The organism is Streptomyces sp. NPDC029292 (genome assembly GCF_055569295.1).
Window position 1 is genome coordinate 235,817 of the sequence record NZ_JBVHXR010000001.1, and the last position, 16,472, is coordinate 252,288.

Annotated in this window: 12 protein-coding genes; 2 read left to right on the forward strand and 10 right to left on the reverse strand. The window is 69.5% G+C overall.

Annotation, left to right across the window (positions count from 1 at the left end; translation table 11 throughout):
* Positions 1–13: 13 nt before the first annotated feature.
* The 3 genes from ACZ4WS_RS01165 to ACZ4WS_RS01175 are packed head-to-tail and all read right to left on the reverse strand — an operon-like array spanning position 14 to position 3,601.
* A complete protein-coding gene (locus ACZ4WS_RS01165; RefSeq protein WP_467976035.1) occupies positions 14–1,039 on the reverse strand; it encodes an ABC transporter permease in 1,026 nt (341 codons plus the stop codon).
* Positions 1,032–2,525, reverse strand: coding sequence for a sugar ABC transporter ATP-binding protein (locus tag ACZ4WS_RS01170; RefSeq protein ID WP_467976037.1), 1,494 nt, complete (start codon positions 2,523–2,525; stop codon positions 1,032–1,034). The genes ACZ4WS_RS01165 and ACZ4WS_RS01170 overlap by 8 nt, the downstream gene beginning before the upstream one ends.
* Positions 2,526–2,536: 11 nt before the next feature.
* Positions 2,537–3,601, reverse strand: a complete 1,065-nt coding sequence (locus ACZ4WS_RS01175) for a sugar ABC transporter substrate-binding protein (RefSeq protein WP_467976039.1) — start codon at positions 3,599–3,601, stop codon at positions 2,537–2,539.
* A gap of 165 nt (positions 3,602–3,766) precedes the next feature.
* On the opposite strand from ACZ4WS_RS01175, the gene ACZ4WS_RS01180 reads away from it, so the two are divergent.
* Positions 3,767–4,468, forward strand: coding sequence for a FadR/GntR family transcriptional regulator (locus ACZ4WS_RS01180; protein WP_467976041.1), 702 nt, complete (start codon positions 3,767–3,769; stop codon positions 4,466–4,468).
* Positions 4,469–4,542: 74 nt separating this feature from the next.
* On the opposite strand, the gene ACZ4WS_RS01185 is transcribed toward ACZ4WS_RS01180, so the two are convergent.
* From ACZ4WS_RS01185 to ACZ4WS_RS01210, 6 genes are read right to left on the reverse strand one after another with little or no spacing between them, the layout of a single operon-like run.
* Positions 4,543–7,563 (reverse strand): alpha-mannosidase, encoded by a 3,021-nt coding sequence (locus ACZ4WS_RS01185; protein WP_467976043.1) that lies wholly within the window; start codon positions 7,561–7,563, stop codon positions 4,543–4,545.
* A gap of 35 nt (positions 7,564–7,598) precedes the next feature.
* Complete coding sequence (locus tag ACZ4WS_RS01190) at positions 7,599–9,596, reverse strand: endo-beta-N-acetylglucosaminidase (protein ID WP_467976045.1); 1,998 nt, start codon at positions 9,594–9,596, stop codon at positions 7,599–7,601.
* Between the two features lie 29 nt (positions 9,597–9,625).
* Positions 9,626–10,858 carry a glycoside hydrolase 5 family protein gene (locus ACZ4WS_RS01195; RefSeq protein ID WP_467976047.1) on the reverse strand — a complete coding sequence of 411 codons (1,233 nt, stop codon included), beginning with the start codon at positions 10,856–10,858 and terminating at the stop codon, positions 9,626–9,628.
* Between the two features lie 33 nt (positions 10,859–10,891).
* Entirely contained in the window at positions 10,892–11,803 is a 912-nt protein-coding gene (locus ACZ4WS_RS01200; RefSeq protein WP_467976049.1) for a carbohydrate ABC transporter permease, read from the reverse strand.
* Positions 11,800–12,696 carry a carbohydrate ABC transporter permease gene (locus ACZ4WS_RS01205; protein WP_467976050.1) on the reverse strand — a complete coding sequence of 299 codons (897 nt, stop codon included), beginning with the start codon at positions 12,694–12,696 and terminating at the stop codon, positions 11,800–11,802. The genes ACZ4WS_RS01200 and ACZ4WS_RS01205 overlap by 4 nt, the downstream gene beginning before the upstream one ends.
* Before the next feature lie 6 nt (positions 12,697–12,702).
* The gene (locus tag ACZ4WS_RS01210) at positions 12,703–13,992 is read right to left on the reverse strand and encodes an ABC transporter substrate-binding protein (RefSeq protein ID WP_467976052.1); all 1,290 of its coding nucleotides are present in this window, start codon (positions 13,990–13,992) and stop codon (positions 12,703–12,705) included.
* A 221-nt stretch (positions 13,993–14,213) separates the two neighbouring features.
* On the opposite strand from ACZ4WS_RS01210, the gene ACZ4WS_RS01215 reads away from it, so the two are divergent.
* On the forward strand, positions 14,214–15,257 hold the full coding sequence (locus tag ACZ4WS_RS01215) for a LacI family DNA-binding transcriptional regulator (protein WP_467976054.1): 1,044 nt from the start codon (positions 14,214–14,216) through the stop codon (positions 15,255–15,257).
* A gap of 47 nt (positions 15,258–15,304) precedes the next feature.
* On the opposite strand, the gene ACZ4WS_RS01220 is transcribed toward ACZ4WS_RS01215, so the two are convergent.
* Positions 15,305–15,757, reverse strand: coding sequence for a hypothetical protein (locus ACZ4WS_RS01220; protein ID WP_467976056.1), 453 nt, complete (start codon positions 15,755–15,757; stop codon positions 15,305–15,307).
* Positions 15,758–16,472: the final 715 nt, after the last annotated feature.

The window sequence follows — 16,472 nt, forward strand, 5'->3', positions numbered from 1 at the left end:
AAATCGAGGGAGGTCAGTCCTGGGCGCGGCCCGTCGTCACGCGGGCGATCATCAGGGCGACCAGGATGATTCCGCCGTAGATGGCCTGGATCCAGAACGACGGCACCTGGGCCAGCGTGAGCAGGTTCTGCACCACTCCAAGGAGGAGTACGCCGGTCAGCGCGCCGAACATGGTGCCCTTGCCGCCGTCGAGGCTGATGCCGCCGATGACCGCGGCCGCGAAGACGGTGAAGATCATGTTGTTGCCCTGGTTGGCGCTGATCGCACCCACGTATCCGGTCTGCATGATCCCGCCGACCGAGGCGAGCACCCCGGCCACGACGAACACGCCGAGCATCACGCGCTCGACGCGGATACCGGCCGCGCGGGCCGCGTCCGCGTTGCCGCCGATCGCGTACAGGGCGCGGCCGATGCGGTGGTACTTCAGGATCAGGCCCGCCACCCCGAAGGCGACGGCCGCCAGCCACACCGACATCGGGACACGCAGAAAGGTCGTGGTGGCCAGCGAGAAGAACGCGTCGGGCATCCCGAACAGCGTCTTGCCCTTGGTGGCGCCGACCAGCAGTCCACGCAGGATGATCAGCATCGCGAGGGTGACGATGAAGGCGTTGAGCTTGAACTTGACGACCAGGATGCCGTTGAACGCGCCGATGACCGCGCCCACGACCAGGATCGCGAGCAGGGCGAGCGCGGCCGGGAACTCCGTCCCCCAGCCGGACTGCGCGGCGGGCAGCACGAGCAGCGCGCCCACGGCGGGCGCGATGCCCACCACCGACTCCAGCGACAGGTCGAACTTGCCGGTGATGAGCACGAGCGACTCGGCGAGCACGACCATGGCGAGGGCGGCCGAGGCGCCGAGGATCGAGATCAGGTTCCGCTCGGTGAGGAACGAGTCGTTGACGAAGGCGCCGAGCACCATGAGCAGCAACAGGGCGGGGACGAGGGCGAGTTCGCGGGCACGGCGGAGCAGAACCGTCTTGGCGGCACGCGGGTCGGGGGCCCGGAGGGGGGTGAGCGGCGGGGCCTTGGTGTCAGCCATGGTCCACTCCTTCGATGGAGGCGATCAGCTCGTGGTCGTGCCAGCCCGCCGGGTGCTCGGCGACGACGCGGCCGTGGAAGAGGACGAGGACGCGGTCGCAGCGGCGCAGGTCGTCGAGTTCGTCGGAGACGACGAGCACGGCGGTGCCGTCCTCGCGCGCGCTGTCCATCCGCGACAGCAGGGACTCCTTGGACTTCACGTCGACGCCCGCGGTGGGGTTGATGAGGACGAGGAGACGCGGGTCCGAGGCGAGGGCGCGGGCCATCACGACCTTCTGCGCGTTGCCGCCGGAGAGGTCGGAGACGGGCTGTTCCGGGCCTTCGGTGTGGATGTCGAGGCGTTCGATCAGCTCGGTGGCGAAGCGGCGTCTGCGGTCGGTGCCGATGAAGCCGTAGCGGCCGAGCCGGTTCAGGACGCTCATGGTGGCGTTGTCACCGATGCTCATCCCGGTGACCAGGCCCTGGTCGTGCCGGTCGCGCGGGACGCAGCCGACGCCCGCCTCGAGAGCGGCCTGCACGTCGCCGAACGGAAGCCGCTCGCCGTCGAGTCGGGCGGCTCCGCTCCTCGGTTCGTACAGGCCCGCGAAGGACTCGGCCAGCTCGATCTTGCCGCTGCCGCTGGAGCCGGCGAGGCCGAGGACCTCGCCGCGGCGGACGGTGAGGTCGATGTCCTCGTACGCGTCCGAGGTGAGCCCCTTGGCTTCGAGCATCACCGGCGCGTCGGCGGCCACGGACGGGTGCGTGGCCGTGTGTTCGCTGATCGACTCCCCCGCCATGGCCTCCACCAGCGCCGGACGCGGCAGTTCGGCGACCGGCGCGGTGGTGATCCAGCGGGCGTCGCGCAGCACCGTGACCGTCTGGCACACCTCGTACACCTCCTGGAGGTGGTGCGAGATGAACAGGAAGGTGACGCCGGATTCCTGGAGCGCGCGCATCCGGGTGAAGAGCCGCTCGATCTCGCGGTTGTCGAGCTGGGCGGTCGGTTCGTCGAGGACGATGAACCGGGCTCCGAAGCTCAACGCCCGTGCGATCTCGACCATTTGACGGTCCTCGACCTTGAGGTCGGCGGTTCGCGCGTCCGGGTCGACGCGCACGTCCCAGGTCTCCAGGACCTCCGCCGCCTCGGCCCTCAGCCTGCGCCAGCTGATGAAACCGCCGCGTCCGACCGGCTGCCGGTTGATGAAGAGGTTCTCGGCGACCGTCAACTCGGGTACCACCGTGGGCTTTTGATAGACGCAAGCCACCTTGCGGCGCCAGGCGTCACGGTCGGCGAGCGCGGGCGCGGGCTCGCCGTCGAAGCGGACCGTGCCCTCGTCGGGGGCCTGGAGGCCGGTGAGGATGGTGACGAGGGTGGACTTGCCCGCACCGTTGCGGCCGACGAGGGCGTGCGACTCACCGGGGAGGACGGTGAGTTGACCGTCTTGGAGCGCGACCGTGGGACCGTACCGCTTGGCTATCCCCCGCGCCTCGACCAGTGGTGTGCTCATTTGACCGGTACTCATTTGACCGTGTTGCCCCAGAGCTTGGAGTCGTCCACGTTGTCCTTGGTCACCAGCGGCGCGGGCAGCTGGTCCTCCAGGATGCCGCTGGGCAGCTTGACGATCTCGGAGTCGTGGTCCGTGGGGCCCGGCTTGAACGTCTTCCCCTGCATCGCGGCCTTGATGTAGTACATGCCGTACTTGGCGTACGCGTCGGCCGGCTGCGAGACGGTGGCGTCGATCTGGCCCTTGCGGATGGCGTCGAACTCCTGCGGGATGCCGTCGTTCGAGACGATCGTGATGTGGCCCGCCTGGCCCGCCGTCTTCAGCATGCCCTTGGACTTGAGGGTCTGCAGCGTGGGTGCGAGGTAGACGCCGCCCGCCTGCATGTAGATGCCCTTGATGTCGGGGTTGGCGTTCAGCAGGGTGTCCAGCTTGGAGGCCGCGGTGTCGGACTCCCACTTGGCGGGGATCTCCAGGACCTTCAGCTTGGGGTAGTTCTTCTTCACGCAGGTACGGAACGCCTCGGAGCGCTCGCGGCCGTTGACGGACGCCAGATCGCCCATGATCTGCACGACCTTGCCGGAGCTGATCTGCTTGCCGAGGTACTCGCACGCCTTCTCGCCGTACGCGACGTTGTCGGCGCGTACGACCATGGCGACCTTGCCCTTCTCGGGCGCCACGTCGACGGCGACCACGGGCACGCCCTTGCGCTCGGCCTGGTCAAGGCCCGCGGCGATCGCGGCGCTGTCCAGAGGGGCCACGACGAGACCCTTCACGCCCTGGTTCAGCTGGTTGTTGATGTCGGTGATCTGCTGCGACGGGTCACTGTTGGAGTTGACGGTCTTGAGCGCGTCCACGCCCTCGGACTTCGCCATCTTCGGGACGTAGTCGTTGTACGACTGCCAGAACGGCGAGGTCAGCAGGGGCAGGATCACCCCGACCTTGCCGGTGCCGCCTCCCCCGCCGCCGGAGGCGACGCTGTCCTTGGTGCTGCCGCATGCGGAGAGCACGAGGGTGGCGCAGGCGGCCGCAGCCGCCGCACGTACGGTGATCCGCCTGTTTCGCAGTCTTCTGCCGGCCATCTGACGGCTCCTCATTGAGCGAGATCGAGCAGGTGACCGCATATTTATCAGACCACTTCGCCGCCGCAACACCCTCCGGAGCCAAATTTTCGTGCTCTCGAGCGATAGTGGTCCGACCACTCCGATGGTTAGACTGCGGCGCATCCGGCGACAGGAGGAGATGGCGTGGACGAGTCCGCCCCGCAGAAAGGCACCGTGACGCAGCGCGCCATCGAGCAGATCAAGGCGATGATCGGAGAGGGCCGTCTCGAGCCGGGCCAGCGGCTGCCCACCGAGCGTGATCTCGCCGCCCAGCTGGGCATCTCCCGCAGCTCGATGCGCGAGGCGATCCGCGCGCTCACGGTCATGGGCGTCCTGGAGGCACGGCACGGATCGGGCATCTACGTCACGCAGTTGGAGGCCGGGGACCTCCTGGAGACCTTTGGTGTCGTGGCCGATCTGTCCCGGGGGCCGCGGCTGGTCGAGCTGCTCGAAATCCGCCGGATCCTGGAGTCGACGGCGACCGCGCTCGCAGCCGCCCGCATCTCGGCGGATGAGCTCGCCGAGGTCGAGAAACACCTCGCGGCGATGAACGCGACGGACGACCCGGAGGAGATCCTCGCCCACGACCTCGCCTTCCACCGCGCCATCGGGGCGGCGGCGGGCAACGAGACGATGGCGGCCATCCTGGAGGGCCTCTCCTCGCGCACCTTCCGCGCCCGTGTCTGGCGCGGCTACCAGGAGGAGGGTGCCTTCGAGCGCACCCGGCGCGAGCACGCGGCGATCCACCGCGCGCTGGTGGCACGCGATCCCGAGGCGGCTCGGGCGGCGGCGGCCGCGCACGTGGGCGAGGTGGAGCAGTGGCTGCGGACCCAGCTCAAGCCGTAGTGGGCCCGCAGCCGCTCCGGCCGACGTGGGCCCACAGCCGCTCCGGCTGACATGGGCCCACAGCCCGCGAGGAGTCAGGCGCGCCGCAGCCTGAGCGTCACCAGCTCGAAGGGGCGCAGCGCCAGCGTGATCCGGGCTCCGTCGCGCCACGGTTCGGCCGCCTCGGCGAGTGGCCGCTCCAGCAGGTCCGTCACCGTGACGGTCGCGACCTCGAAGCCCGCCGTGAGTGTGGCCCTCGTACGCCCACCGCACGACTCGTGGAAGCGGACGACCACGTCACCGCTGCCGTCGTCGGCCAGCTTGACCGCCGTCACGACGACCGCGTCCTGGTCGATGCTCACCAGTGGCGCGACCTCCCGGGAACCGGCCATCCGCCGCTCCGGCAGGTTGATCCGCCACCCCTCGCGCACCGCGTCCGCGATCCCCGCCCCCGGCACCAGCGCGTGCCGGAAGCGGTGGACGCCCTGGTCGGTCTCCGGGTCGGGGAAGCGCGGGGCACGCAGCAGCGAGACGCGCACGGTCGTGGTCGTGCCGGAGTCGCTGTCGCGCACGGTCCGGGTGACGTCATGGCCGTACGTCGAGTCGTTCACCAGGGCGACACCCCAGCCGGGCTCCTCGAAGTGCACGAACCGGTGGTTGCACGCCTCGAACTTGGCGGCCTCCCAGCTCGTGTTGGTGTGCGTCGGCCGGTAGAAGTGCCCGAACTGGGTCTCGGACGCGTACCGTTCGGCGTGCACATCGAGCGGGAAGGCGAGCTTGAGGAACTTCTCCGTCTCGTGCCAGTCGACTTCGGTGTCGATGCCGAGCCGCCGCTCCCCCGGGGCGAGCGACAGCACCTGAGTGACGCGCGACGCGCCGAAGGTCCGTACGATCCGGACCGACACGCCGTGCTCACCAGGCACGACCTCATCGGCGTCGATCAGGTCGGTGACGGTGTTGCGATAGAACTCGTCGACGTCCCAGGCGTCCCACATGTTCGGGAAGTCGGGGTGGATCTGGAGGAGGTTCGCGGCCTTGCCGGGGGCGATCGTCTCGCGGTCGCCGACGAGGTCGTACGCGGAGACGACGAGCCCCTGCCCGTCGATCTCGAGCCTCAGCAGGCCGTTGTCGAGGACGTAGCCGCCGCTGACGCGTGAGGCGAGCGCTGTCTGACCGTCGACGGCCTGGATCCGGGCGCCACCCGCGGGAACGCCGTCCCGGCTGTGCGGTGCCGAGTTGAACACCAGCGTCGTCGAGCCCTCACCACCGGCCAGCGCGCGCTGGGCCGCGCCGATGATGCCGTTCAGCTCGTCGGCGACCCGCTCGTACGTCTTGCGCGCCTCCCGGTGCACCCAGGCGATGGACGAGCCGGGCAGGATGTCGTGGAACTGGTGGAGCAGCACCGTCTTCCAGATGCGGTCCAACTCCTCGTGGGGGTACGGGACTCCGGTCCGTACGGCCGCCGTCGCCGCCCACAGTTCCGCCTCGCGCAGGAGGTGTTCGCTGCGCCGGTTGCCCTGCTTGGTCTTCGCCTGGCTGGTGAGTGTGGCCCGGTGCAGTTCGAGATACAGCTCGCCGACCCACACGGGAGCGTTGGGGTATTCGGCCTCCGCCTTCTCGAAGAACTTCCCGGGGGTCTCCCACACCACGGCCGCGGAGCCTTCGAGGTCGCGGAGCCGGGCCGCCTTGGCGACCATCTCACGGGTGGTGCCCCCGCCGCCGTCGCCCCAGCCGGTGGGTGCCAGGGAGTGCCGGGCGACGCCCTTGTCCTTGAAGTTGCTTGCCGCGTGGGCGATCTCGCTGCCCTTCATGGAGCAGTTGTAGGTGTCGACGGGCGGGAAGTGGGTGAAGATCCGGGTGCCGTCGATGCCTTCCCACTGGAAGGTGTGGTGCGGGAACTTGTTGGTCTGCGACCACGAGATCTTCTGCGTGAGCAGCCATTTGGAGCCCGCGGCCTTGATGATCTGCGGCAGACCGGCCGCGAAGCCGAAGGTGTCGGGCAGCCAGGCCTCGTCGTTCTCGATGCCGAACTCGTCCAGGAAGAAGCGCTTCCCGTGCACGAACTGACGGGCCATCGCCTCCGAGCCCGGCATGTTCGTGTCCGACTCGACCCACATGCCGCCGGCCGGCACGAAGCGCCCGTCGGCCACGGCCTTCTTCACCCGCGCCCACACCTCCGGCCGGTGCTCCTTCACCCAGGCCCACTGCTGGGCCTGGGACATGGCGAAGACGAAGTCCGGCTCGTCTTCGAGGAGTGCCGTCATGTTGGAGGTCGTCCGCGCCACCTTGCGGACCGTCTCGCGCAGTGGCCACAGCCAGGCCGAGTCGATGTGCGCGTGGCCGACGGCACTGATGCGGTGGGCGGAGGGGACGGCGGGCACGGACAGCACGCCTTCCAGCCGCGAACGGGCCACGCCTGCCGTGCCGTTGACGTCCTGAAGGTCCACCGCGTCCAGCGCGCGCTCCAGCGCCCGCAGGATGTCCCAGCGCCGCGCGGACTCCACCGGAAGCTCGGCCATCAGCTCGCCGAGCACCTCCAGGTCGATGACGAGCTGCCACACGGTCTCGTCGAAGACCGCGAGGTCCATGCGTTCCAGTCGGTACTGCGGCTCGCTGCCCGCTGTCTCCTTGTCGCCCAACTGCGTGGGCAGGAAGGGGTGGTAGTCGAGAATCACCGGGTTGGACGCGGCCTCGATGTGCAGCCGGACCGCCTCACCGCCCTCGACTGGGGCGCCGATCCGCACCCACTGGTTGCGCGGATTGAGGCCCTTCACCGGAGTGCCGTCGGGCCGGTAGACGAGCCCCTCGCACTGGAAACCCGGCATGTTCTCGTCGAAACCCAGGTCCAGCAGCGCCTCGACGGTCTTCCCGGCCCATGCCTGGGGGACGGTCCCGGTGACGCGGAACCAGCTGGTGCCCCACGGAGCACCCCAGCGCGCGCCCACCTCGATCGGCTCCGCGGCGGCCGCCAGTCCTTCGGCGACCGGCACCGGCTCGCCGGGCGCGTTCCACACCGCCACCTCCAGCGGTACGGACTCGGGGTACACCGCGGGACGTATGCGCTCGTCGAGGACGCGCTTGAGGCGGGCTTCGACCAGGGTGCGGTCGTCATGCATGAGAGTCCTCCGTGGGGTGAGGGTGCGGGTGCGGGCTACCAGGTGTGGGTGGTCGTGGCGGCGGTCGAGACGATGAACAGCTCCCCCACCGCGCGCAGTTCGAACCGCGCGGCCGTCTCATCCTGCTCGGGGGTGAGACCACCGACGTAGAACGCGGTCTGGCAGGTGCCGCCGAGGAAGCGGCGTGTGCCGTCGGGGAGCGTCCTGTACAGCTCGTACTGGCGTACGGGGCCAGGCGCACCCTGCCAGGCGAAGCGCAGGCTGCCGCCGTCGGCGTCGGTGATCCGCAGGCCGGTGGGAGCGGCGGGGGTCACCACCGCGTCCCGGACGGCGAGCGCGCCGAGCCGCCATCGCACGGGTCCGCCACTCGCGGTCAGCCGGACGCCCAGCGCGTGCACGGTCCCCGTCAGTCCCGTCAGCCGCACGGTCGAGGTCTGCCAGCCGTCGCCCGAGGAGGTCACCGGGAAGTACGTGTACGGGGGCGCCCCACCCGCTCCGCTCGGCTCGGCGGTGGCGACGGCAAGTTCCACGGAGGCGCCGCCCGCGTCGGTACGGTGGGTCAGCTCGACGACCGTGTCCGCGCCGAGCGGCAGCCGCGTCGCGTACAGGTCCAGCGTGGCCGGCGTGTCGAGGGCGCCGTCGACCAGGAGGCTGCTGCCGCCGCGCCAGGCGTCCGCGAAGTCGAAGGTGACGGACGGGCGTTGGCCGGTGGTCCGCACGACCCAGCGGCGGGACGGCAGCCGGTCCTGGAGACCGAGGTGGTTCCAGGCGGCGTCCGAGGTGGCCTGGCCGTCCTCGTACCACTTCAGGCCGTGGCCAGTGTTGAAGACGGTCGCGAAGGGGACGGAGGTGACGGTGGAGCGGTCGGCGACGGAGACAGCGGGAGCGCGCCAGCCGGCGGTCGTGTCCGGCTTGGCGGGGTCGAGGGAGGCGCCGGTCCAGAACGTGTCGTCGGCGGCGTGGAAGTCGCCGGGTGTGCGGCTCGCGGGGAGATGGTTGCGGGTCCACTCGGGCCGGTAGAAGCCGATGGAGGTGACGTGTGTCTTGGTGGTCGGCACGATGGCGTCCCAATTGACGGACGTGCCCGTTCCGTTGGACTCGACGTCGACGCCCGCCCACAACTCATAGCGGCTGCGCCCGAGTTGCTGCGCCGTCGTTCCCGAGGAAGCCAGGCTGCTCTGCGACCAGCGGAAGTCGAGGAACATCGAGTCGGCGGCCTGGAAGAACGTCTTGTTCTGGTTGTTGAGCGCGCCCTGCCAGCTCACCGAGCCGTTCACGGTCATCGAGTCGTACCAGGTGACCCGCTGCCCCTTGGCCGTGCCGAGCGCCTTGAGTTCCTTGAGGAAGCCGAGCATGTCGGTGGCGAGCGCGGTGTTCCCACCGCCGGTCTCGGCGTTGATGAACCAGCCGTCGAAGCCGTGGGCGGCCGCGACCGCGACCAGTTGCGCGGCGAGCGGGTAGTGCCCGGTGGAGTCCTTCTGCACCAGGTCACGGGTCCACTGCAGCTGTCCGCCGTAGGCGACGGGCGGCAGGAAGACGTTACCGAGGACGCGCACGCCGTGGCGGTGGGCCGCGTCCACGATCGGCGCGTTCGGCGCGAGAATCAGGCCCTCGCCCGACGAGCCGCCCCACAAGACGAGTTCGTCGACGTACGCCCAGTGGGTGAGGGCGTAGTAGTCGGCGGTGGCGGAGCCCTGCGAGGGATTGCTGGAGGTCGGGCCGAAGGAGACGAGGGACTGGACACGGGCCTGGCCGGAGCGGGCCGTGGTGTTCGCGGGGGTCGGCGTGAAGCGGGCGGCGAGCGGCACGGACGCCGCGTTGAACGCCAGGTCCGCGTCGCTCTCGGCGCGCCAGGCCTTGAGACTGCGCCAGGTGATGCCGGCGCCCGGGGTGCCCGAGGGCAGGGAGTCGGGGTACCAGTAGGAGGCGTACGGCTGAAGGTCGCGGGTGGCCGCGGCCGCGAGACCGGGCAGCGCGGGGGTGAGCGCTGCCGCGGCTCCGGCGAGCAGGACGGTGCGTCTGCTGAGGTTCACTGTGTGCTCCGTATCGTCGTGGGGACGGGCTACTCGGTGACCTGATCCGGTGTGACGACTTCGGTGATGCCACGGGCCGCGAGGTGTTCCTTGTCGTCGGCGCGGCTCGCGAGAACAGTGGTGGGACGGGCCCCGTCGGCGGCCAGCCGGGCGAAGGCCTCGAAGACCGGGCCGCCGGGGGCGCAGACCGAACGGCCGGGCACGGTGTCGACGACGAGCGCGGTGGTCCGGGGTGCGGGGGTGTACCCGCGCCGCTCCTCGACGATCCCGGCGATGGTCCGTCCCGCGGGCTTGGTCTGCCGGTCATTGGTCAACAGACCCAGGCTGTACTCGAGTTCGGGGAAATCCGCGAGATCGCGGCTGACGTCGTGCGAGCACCACCAGGTGACGCCCCACAGATCCGGGCAGTCGAGGGCGTTCGCGACGGTCGCCTCGGTGAAGGCGGCCGCGTGCTCGGCCGGGATCAGCGGCGCGGGCGCGCCGACCTCCTGCAGCCAGACCGGACGGCCCGGGTCGTCCGCCCAGGCCTTGGACAGCTCGATGAGGTACGCGGCATGCTGCTCGGTGGCCGTTCCGGTACGGCCATGGCGCTGGGCCGTGCCGTTGAACACCCACGAGTGCACGGCGGTGACCGCGCCGAGCCGGGCCGAGTGCTCGGGCGTGAACGGCTGGTCGTCCTGGTACCAGGTGGCGTCGTACGAGGCGTGCAGATGCAGCTTGCCGGGCGCACCCTCCTCACAGGCGGCGAGCAGCCGTGCCAGCCACCGGGCAGCCTGCTCCGGGGTGATGCGGTCCGGGTCCGGGTGCGGTACGGCCGCGAACTGGTTGACCTCGTTGCCGATCGTCATGCCGATGAAGTTCGGCCGGTCGGCGAGCGCGGCGGCGAGGGTGCGCAGATACTCGGCCTCCCCGTCGACCACGTCCGGATCGGTGAAGATGTTCCGCCGGTGCCAGGTCCGCGTCCACGCGGGCAGGAAGTCGAAGCTCGACAAGTGTCCCTGCAGACCGTCCACGTTGACGTCGAGTCCACGCTCGGCGGCCGCGTCGGCGAGCGCGACGAGCTGCTCCACGGCGCGCGGGCGGATCAGTGTGCGGTTGGGCTGGAAGTAGGGCCACAGCGGGAAGACCCGGATGTGGTCCAGGCCGAGCGCGGCGATCGAGTCGAGATCGGCGCGTACGGCGTCGAGGTCGAAGTCCAGCCAGTGGTGGAACCACCCTTCGCTGGGCGTGTAGTTGACGCCGAAGCGCACGGCAGAAGGCATGCGGGATCCTTGCGAAGCAGAAGTACGGGGAGTTCAGCCCTTGACGGCGCCCTCACCGACGCCACGGAAGAAGTACCGCTGGAGACAGGCGAAGAGGGCGATCAGCGGTGCCACGGCGATGATCGTGCCCGCGGCGACGAGCCGTTCGTCGTTGGCGAAGGTGCCGTGCAGATAGTTGAGGCCGATGGTCAGGGTGAACTTCGACGGATCGCTCAGCACGATCAGCGGCCACAGGAAGTCGTCCCAGGCACCCATGAACGCGAAGATCGCGACCACGGCGAGCGTGCCCTTCACCGCCGGCAGCGCGATCCGCAGGAACCGCTGCCAGGCGTTCGCCCCGTCGACGAAGGCGGCCTCCTCGATCTCGTACGGGAGGTTGAGGAAGGCGTTGCGCATCAGCAGGACGTTCATCGCGCCGATGCAGCCGGGCAGGACCACCCCGATGAGCGTGTTGTTCAGGCCGAGCTCACGCATGGTCGTGAACTGGGCGATGATGATGCCCTCGACGGGGACCAGCATCGCGAGGATGAAGACGAGGGTGGCCACGCGCCGGCCCCGGTAGCGCAGGCGGGCCAGGGCGTACCCGGCGAGGGCCGAACCGACGCAGTTGGTCACGACGTTGGCGCCCGCGACCTTGAGCGAGTTGAACGCGTAGTCCCAGACGGGGATGGTGTCGGCAACGCGCTTGTAGTTGTGCAGAGTCGGATCGCCCGGCAGGAACTTGGGCGGCGAGCTGAAGATGTCCTCGGTCGGACCCTTGAGCGAGGTGGACAACTGCCACACGAACGGGCCGACGGTGAGGGCGAGGACGGCGAGCAACAGCAGGTAGCGCAGGGCGAGTTCCCAGACGCGGATGCGGCGGCCGTGCTCGTCGGTGAGACGGCGACGGGGCTCCCGCACGGGCGTCGGCGGCGAGACGGGACGCACCTTCTCGACGACGCTCACGCCTCCTCCTTCCGGTCGGCGCGCAGCACGAGCAGCATCAGCACGACGGTGACGGCGAAGACGACGACCGAGATGGCGGAGGCGTAGCCGACGCGGCCGGTCAGCCCGGTGCCGGTGCGCTGGACGAGCATGACGAGGGTGGTGTCCTCGCCCGCCGGACCACCGTCCGGGCCCGCCATCAGATACACCTCGGAGAACACCTTGAACGCGGAGACCGAGGAGAGCGCCCCGACCAGGACCATCGTGGAGCGGACGGCGGGCACGGTCACCGTGAAGAAGCGGCGCACCGCGCCCGCGCCGTCCACCTGCGCGGCCTCGTGCAGCTCACGCGGCACGTTGGCGAGCGCGGCCAGGTAAATGATCATGTAGTAGCCGAGTCCCCTCCAGACCGTGACGGCCATGGCGCTCAGCAGGAGCAGCCACTGGTCGCTGAGGAAGCCGACCCTGCCGACACCGATCGCCTCCAACAGCGAGTTCACCAGCCCGCGTTCGTCCAGGAGCCACACCCAGATCAGGCCGACCACGACGATGGACGCGACCACCGGCGTGTAGAAGGCCGACCGGAAGAAGGTGATGCCGGGGATGTTCTTCTGGACCAGGAGTGCGAGCAGCAGCGGCAGCAGGACGAGCGCGGGGACGACCCCGACGACGTACAGCGCGCTGTTGCGCAGGCCGATCCAGAACATGTCGTCGTGCAGCAGCTCCCTGAAGTTGGCGAGGCCCACGAACGTGCCCGGGATCAGGGTGCGCCGGTCGGTGAAGGCGTTGATGAGCGTCGAGACGAAGGGGTAGAGGATGAAGACGCCCACGACCAGCAGACCGGGAGCGGCGAACAGCCAGGGACTGGTGGGAAGTTGCCGCCGCACCCGGGTTGCGCTGGAAGAACTCGCCATGTCCGATCAGCCCTGCTGCTGAAGCAGCGTGTTGCAGGCCTTGACAGCGTTGTCGAGAGCCGCCTTGGGGCTCTCCTTGCCCTGGAGTGCCTTGGCGACCTCGTTGCGCAGCGCGGTCTTCATCTGCTCGCTGAAGAGAACCGGCGTGTAATTGACCGCGTTCTTCAGGGACTTGGCGGCGGCGATCCGCACCCGTGTCTCGTCGGTCCCGTCCTCCTTGGTGAAGTACGGGTCGTCGAGCGATCCCGCGGTGCTGGGGAAGATGGCGACCTTCTTGGCGAAGGACATCTGGTTCTGCGCGTCGGTGACGTAGTGCGCGAAGGCGACGGCGGCCGGTGTGTGCTTGGTGCGTGAGTTCACCATCACGCCCATCACGTACATGTTCACCTTGCCGGTGCTGGTGATCTGGTCCGTGATGCCGATGTTCTTGTACAGGTTCGGCGCCTGCTTCTTGAAGTTGCCGAGGTCCAGGGCGCTGCCCGGGTTCATGGCGACGGCCTCGGTGAGGAACTTCTTGCCGGACGACTCCGGAGTCGCGGTCAGCGCCTGCGAGTCGAGCGCCTTGGCGTCGTACAACTCCTTGTACTTGGTGAGGAGTTCGATGCCCTTGGCGTCGTTGAAGGAGAAGCCGGTGCCTTCCTTGTTCATCAGCTCGACGCCGTAGCGGCCGAAGTCCTCGATGGTGGGGACGTTGGCGAGGGTGGCGACCTTGCCGTTGCTCTTCTTCGCCATCTGGAGGGCGTCGGCGAAGAGTTCGTCGTACGTCGTCGGCGGCTTGGAGGCGTCGAGTCCGGCCTCCTTGAAAAGCGACTTGTTGTAGAAGAGCGGGCCGGTGTTGAGGTACCACGGGAAGGCGTACGTCCCGGTCATGCCCGGTATCTGGTGGCTGGCCCAGGCGCCGTCCAGGTACTCGGTCCGGTACTTGGCGGCGGCCTTGTCGAGGTCGAGCGCGAGGCCCGCCTTGGCGAGCGGGGCGACGAGGTCGGGCGAGACGTTGACGACGTCGGGCAGGGTGCCGCCCGCCGCGTCCGCGCTGATCTTGTCGGCGTAGCCCTCGGCGGGCTGGTCGACCCACTTCACATGGGTGCCGGGGTACTTCTTCTCGAAGTCGGCGATCACGCCCTCGAAGTACGACTTGAAGTTGACCCTCAGGTTCCAGGTCTGGAAGGTGATGTTCCCCTCGACCTTGCCGGAGGCGTCCGTCGAGCCGCTGCTGTCGTCGCCGGAGCCGCAGGCGCTCAGCGGCAGGACGAGGGCGACGGCAGCAGCGGCGAGGGCTCTGCGGGGTATGGGCACGGTGACACGGCTCCCTTGCGGCGTCGGCGAGTGGTGGCGCCAGCGACCTTGCCCGGCACGCTTGAGAAAAGTCAATGGATTCGTTCCAGCTAAAGGAATCCGCTCATCATTAGTGCAGGTCAGCGCCCTGGCTATGGGAACTTGCATGCCATGACTAATGCGCTTTAGGGTTCTACTGCTCAAGCGCATTAGTACACAGCTCGGAGAAATGGGGAGCCCACGTGCCAGCCAAGCGGTCCCCCGCGCGTCGGCCGACGATGAAGGACATCGCGCGGCGCGCCGGGGTCTCCGAGAGCGCGGTCTCCTTCGCGCTCAACGACCGGCCCGGAGTCTCCGAGGTCACCCGCGACCGGGTGCGCCGGGTCGCCGAACAGCTGGGCTGGCGGCCCAGTACGGCGGCCCGCCAGCTGTCCGGCGAAGGAGCGGCCACCGTCGGTCTGGTCGTGGCACGCCCCGCCGACACGCTGGGCGTCGACTCGTTCTTCCTCCAGCTCATCTCCGGCATCCAGGAGGTGCTGGCGGAGCGTCATCTCGGTCTGCTCTTCCAGGTGGTCGAGGACGTGGACGCCGAGTGCGCGGTCTACCGGCGCTGGTGGGCCGAGCACCGTGTGGACGGGGTGATGGTCGTCGACCCGCGCGTCGACGATCCGCGTCCGGACCTCCTCGACGAACTGGGCCTGCCCGCCGTGCTCATCGGCGGCGTGCCGGACGCCCGGCATCCCGGGCTGTCCGTCGTCTGGGCGGACGACGCGGGCGCGATGGCCGCGGTCGTGGACGAGCTGTACGCGCTCGGTCATCGTCGGATCGTGCACATCGCGGGCCTGCCGGGGCTCGCCCACACCGAACGCCGTATCCGTACGCTGCGCGCGGAGGCCGACCGGCAGGGGCTGGCGGAGGTGCGCTCGGTGACGACCGACTACTCGGACGCGGAGGGCGCGGCCGTCACCCGCCGCGTCCTGGAGAGCGGCACACCGCCGACCGCGCTGGTCTACGACAACGACGTGATGGCCGTTGCCGGGGTCGCCGCCGCGACCGAGCTGGGCTTCTCCGTGCCGGGTGACGTCTCGGTGGTGGCCTGGGAGGACTCCGCGCTGTGCCGCATGGTCAGGCCGTGGCTGTCCGCGCTCTCCCGCGACACCGTGCAGTTCGGGCGCACGGCGGCGCAGGAGCTGACCGCGCTGCTGGACGGCGGTCCGGCGCGGACGGTGCAGGTGCCGGTGCCGCGGCTGATCGAGCGGGACAGCACAGGGCCCTGCGGGGGTTGAGGCAAGTGGGGGGACGTCATGTACGACGTCCACCCCCGCCTCAGCTCTCAGACCTGCGAGCGGTACAGCCCGAACTCCGCGATGCGTGCCGTCCGGCGGGACCGTGTGACCCGTAGCCGCCATCGTCGTGCCCGCACGGGCGCCGCCAGCAGCAGAATCCGGCTCGCCCCGACCGTCCCCGCTTCGGCCACCTGCTGCCAGGAGCCGCCGCTGTGCGCCTCGACCGCGAAGCCCTCGACCTGCTGTCCGTACCGGATGTCCTCCGCCAGCCGGATCCGCTCCACCTCCCGTTCCGCGCCGAGGTCGACGGTGAACACGCCCGACGACGACCTCACCAGCCGACCGCGCGCGAGATCCTCCGGAAGCTCCCGGTCGACCCGCTCGCGGAACTCCCTCAGCCGCGTCACATCGGCGGCGGGCAGCAGCCCCTGCGTGTCCGGCGGAATGTTCAGCAGGAGGACCGAGTTGCGCCCGACCGACCGGAAGTAGATGTCGGTCAACTGGTGCGATGGTCATCGTGGTGGTCGACGTGGTCAACTGCCAGACGGACGGATCCCGTTGGTCGGGCGGGTACTGCGCGAGCCGCCCGTCGTCCGTCGCGTGCACCGCTATGCGGGTGATCGCGTTGACGAGCCGATAGCCCCCGTGCGCGGGTTCCAGTTCCCACCGCTGCAAGGTGTCCCCGGCCGAGCACGCCGACTCGGTGACCGTGGCACCGGATTCCAGCGGCACGTTCAGCGTCAGCCGAGCCGTCGAAGTTCCCGCCGGGTGCGGCGGCGGTGTCGATGCCGTCGTTGTCGACGTAGGCGTCGAGCGACACGGGTGTCGGGTCGGGGACGGGCACCCACTGGCCCTGCTGCTCGTCCAGGGACCGCCCCTCTGCCACGGTTCGCGCTTCGGCCGTGCCGGCGAGGGGAAGAGTGGCCGCGACGGCGGCTCCGGCCGCGGCTCCCAGTACCTGACGTCTTGGATGCATACTCATGAGCGGCTCCCATTCATCGGAGGTCTGATGATTGAGCGGCCACCAAAAGCTGTCAATGGGGCATGCAGCCATGGAAGTTGAGCCAGTGATCGGATGATCTCCCGCTCTGCGGAAATACCGGGAGGCCCCCGCGCGAAAGTCCAAGAGGATCGGAGCGAATGTCCAAGGCCGGCGACTCTCGACGAGGCACCCCACTCCCAGGCAGAGTGCTCCTCGTACTACTCACCAGTACG

What these genes read in the sequence shown, in the direction of transcription:
- ACZ4WS_RS01165 (WP_467976035.1), bottom strand. Translation starts at nt 1,039, where the DNA reads ATGGCTGACACCAAGGCCCCGCCGCTCACCCCCCTCCGGGCCCCCGAC.
- ACZ4WS_RS01170 (WP_467976037.1), bottom strand. Translation starts at nt 2,525, where the DNA reads ATGAGCACACCACTGGTCGAGGCGCGGGGGATAGCCAAGCGGTACGGT.
- ACZ4WS_RS01175 (WP_467976039.1), bottom strand. Translation starts at nt 3,601, where the DNA reads ATGGCCGGCAGAAGACTGCGAAACAGGCGGATCACCGTACGTGCGGCG.
- ACZ4WS_RS01185 (WP_467976043.1), bottom strand. Translation starts at nt 7,563, where the DNA reads ATGCATGACGACCGCACCCTGGTCGAAGCCCGCCTCAAGCGCGTCCTC.
- ACZ4WS_RS01195 (WP_467976047.1), bottom strand. Translation starts at nt 10,858, where the DNA reads ATGCCTTCTGCCGTGCGCTTCGGCGTCAACTACACGCCCAGCGAAGGG.
- ACZ4WS_RS01205 (WP_467976050.1), bottom strand. Translation starts at nt 12,696, where the DNA reads ATGGCGAGTTCTTCCAGCGCAACCCGGGTGCGGCGGCAACTTCCCACC.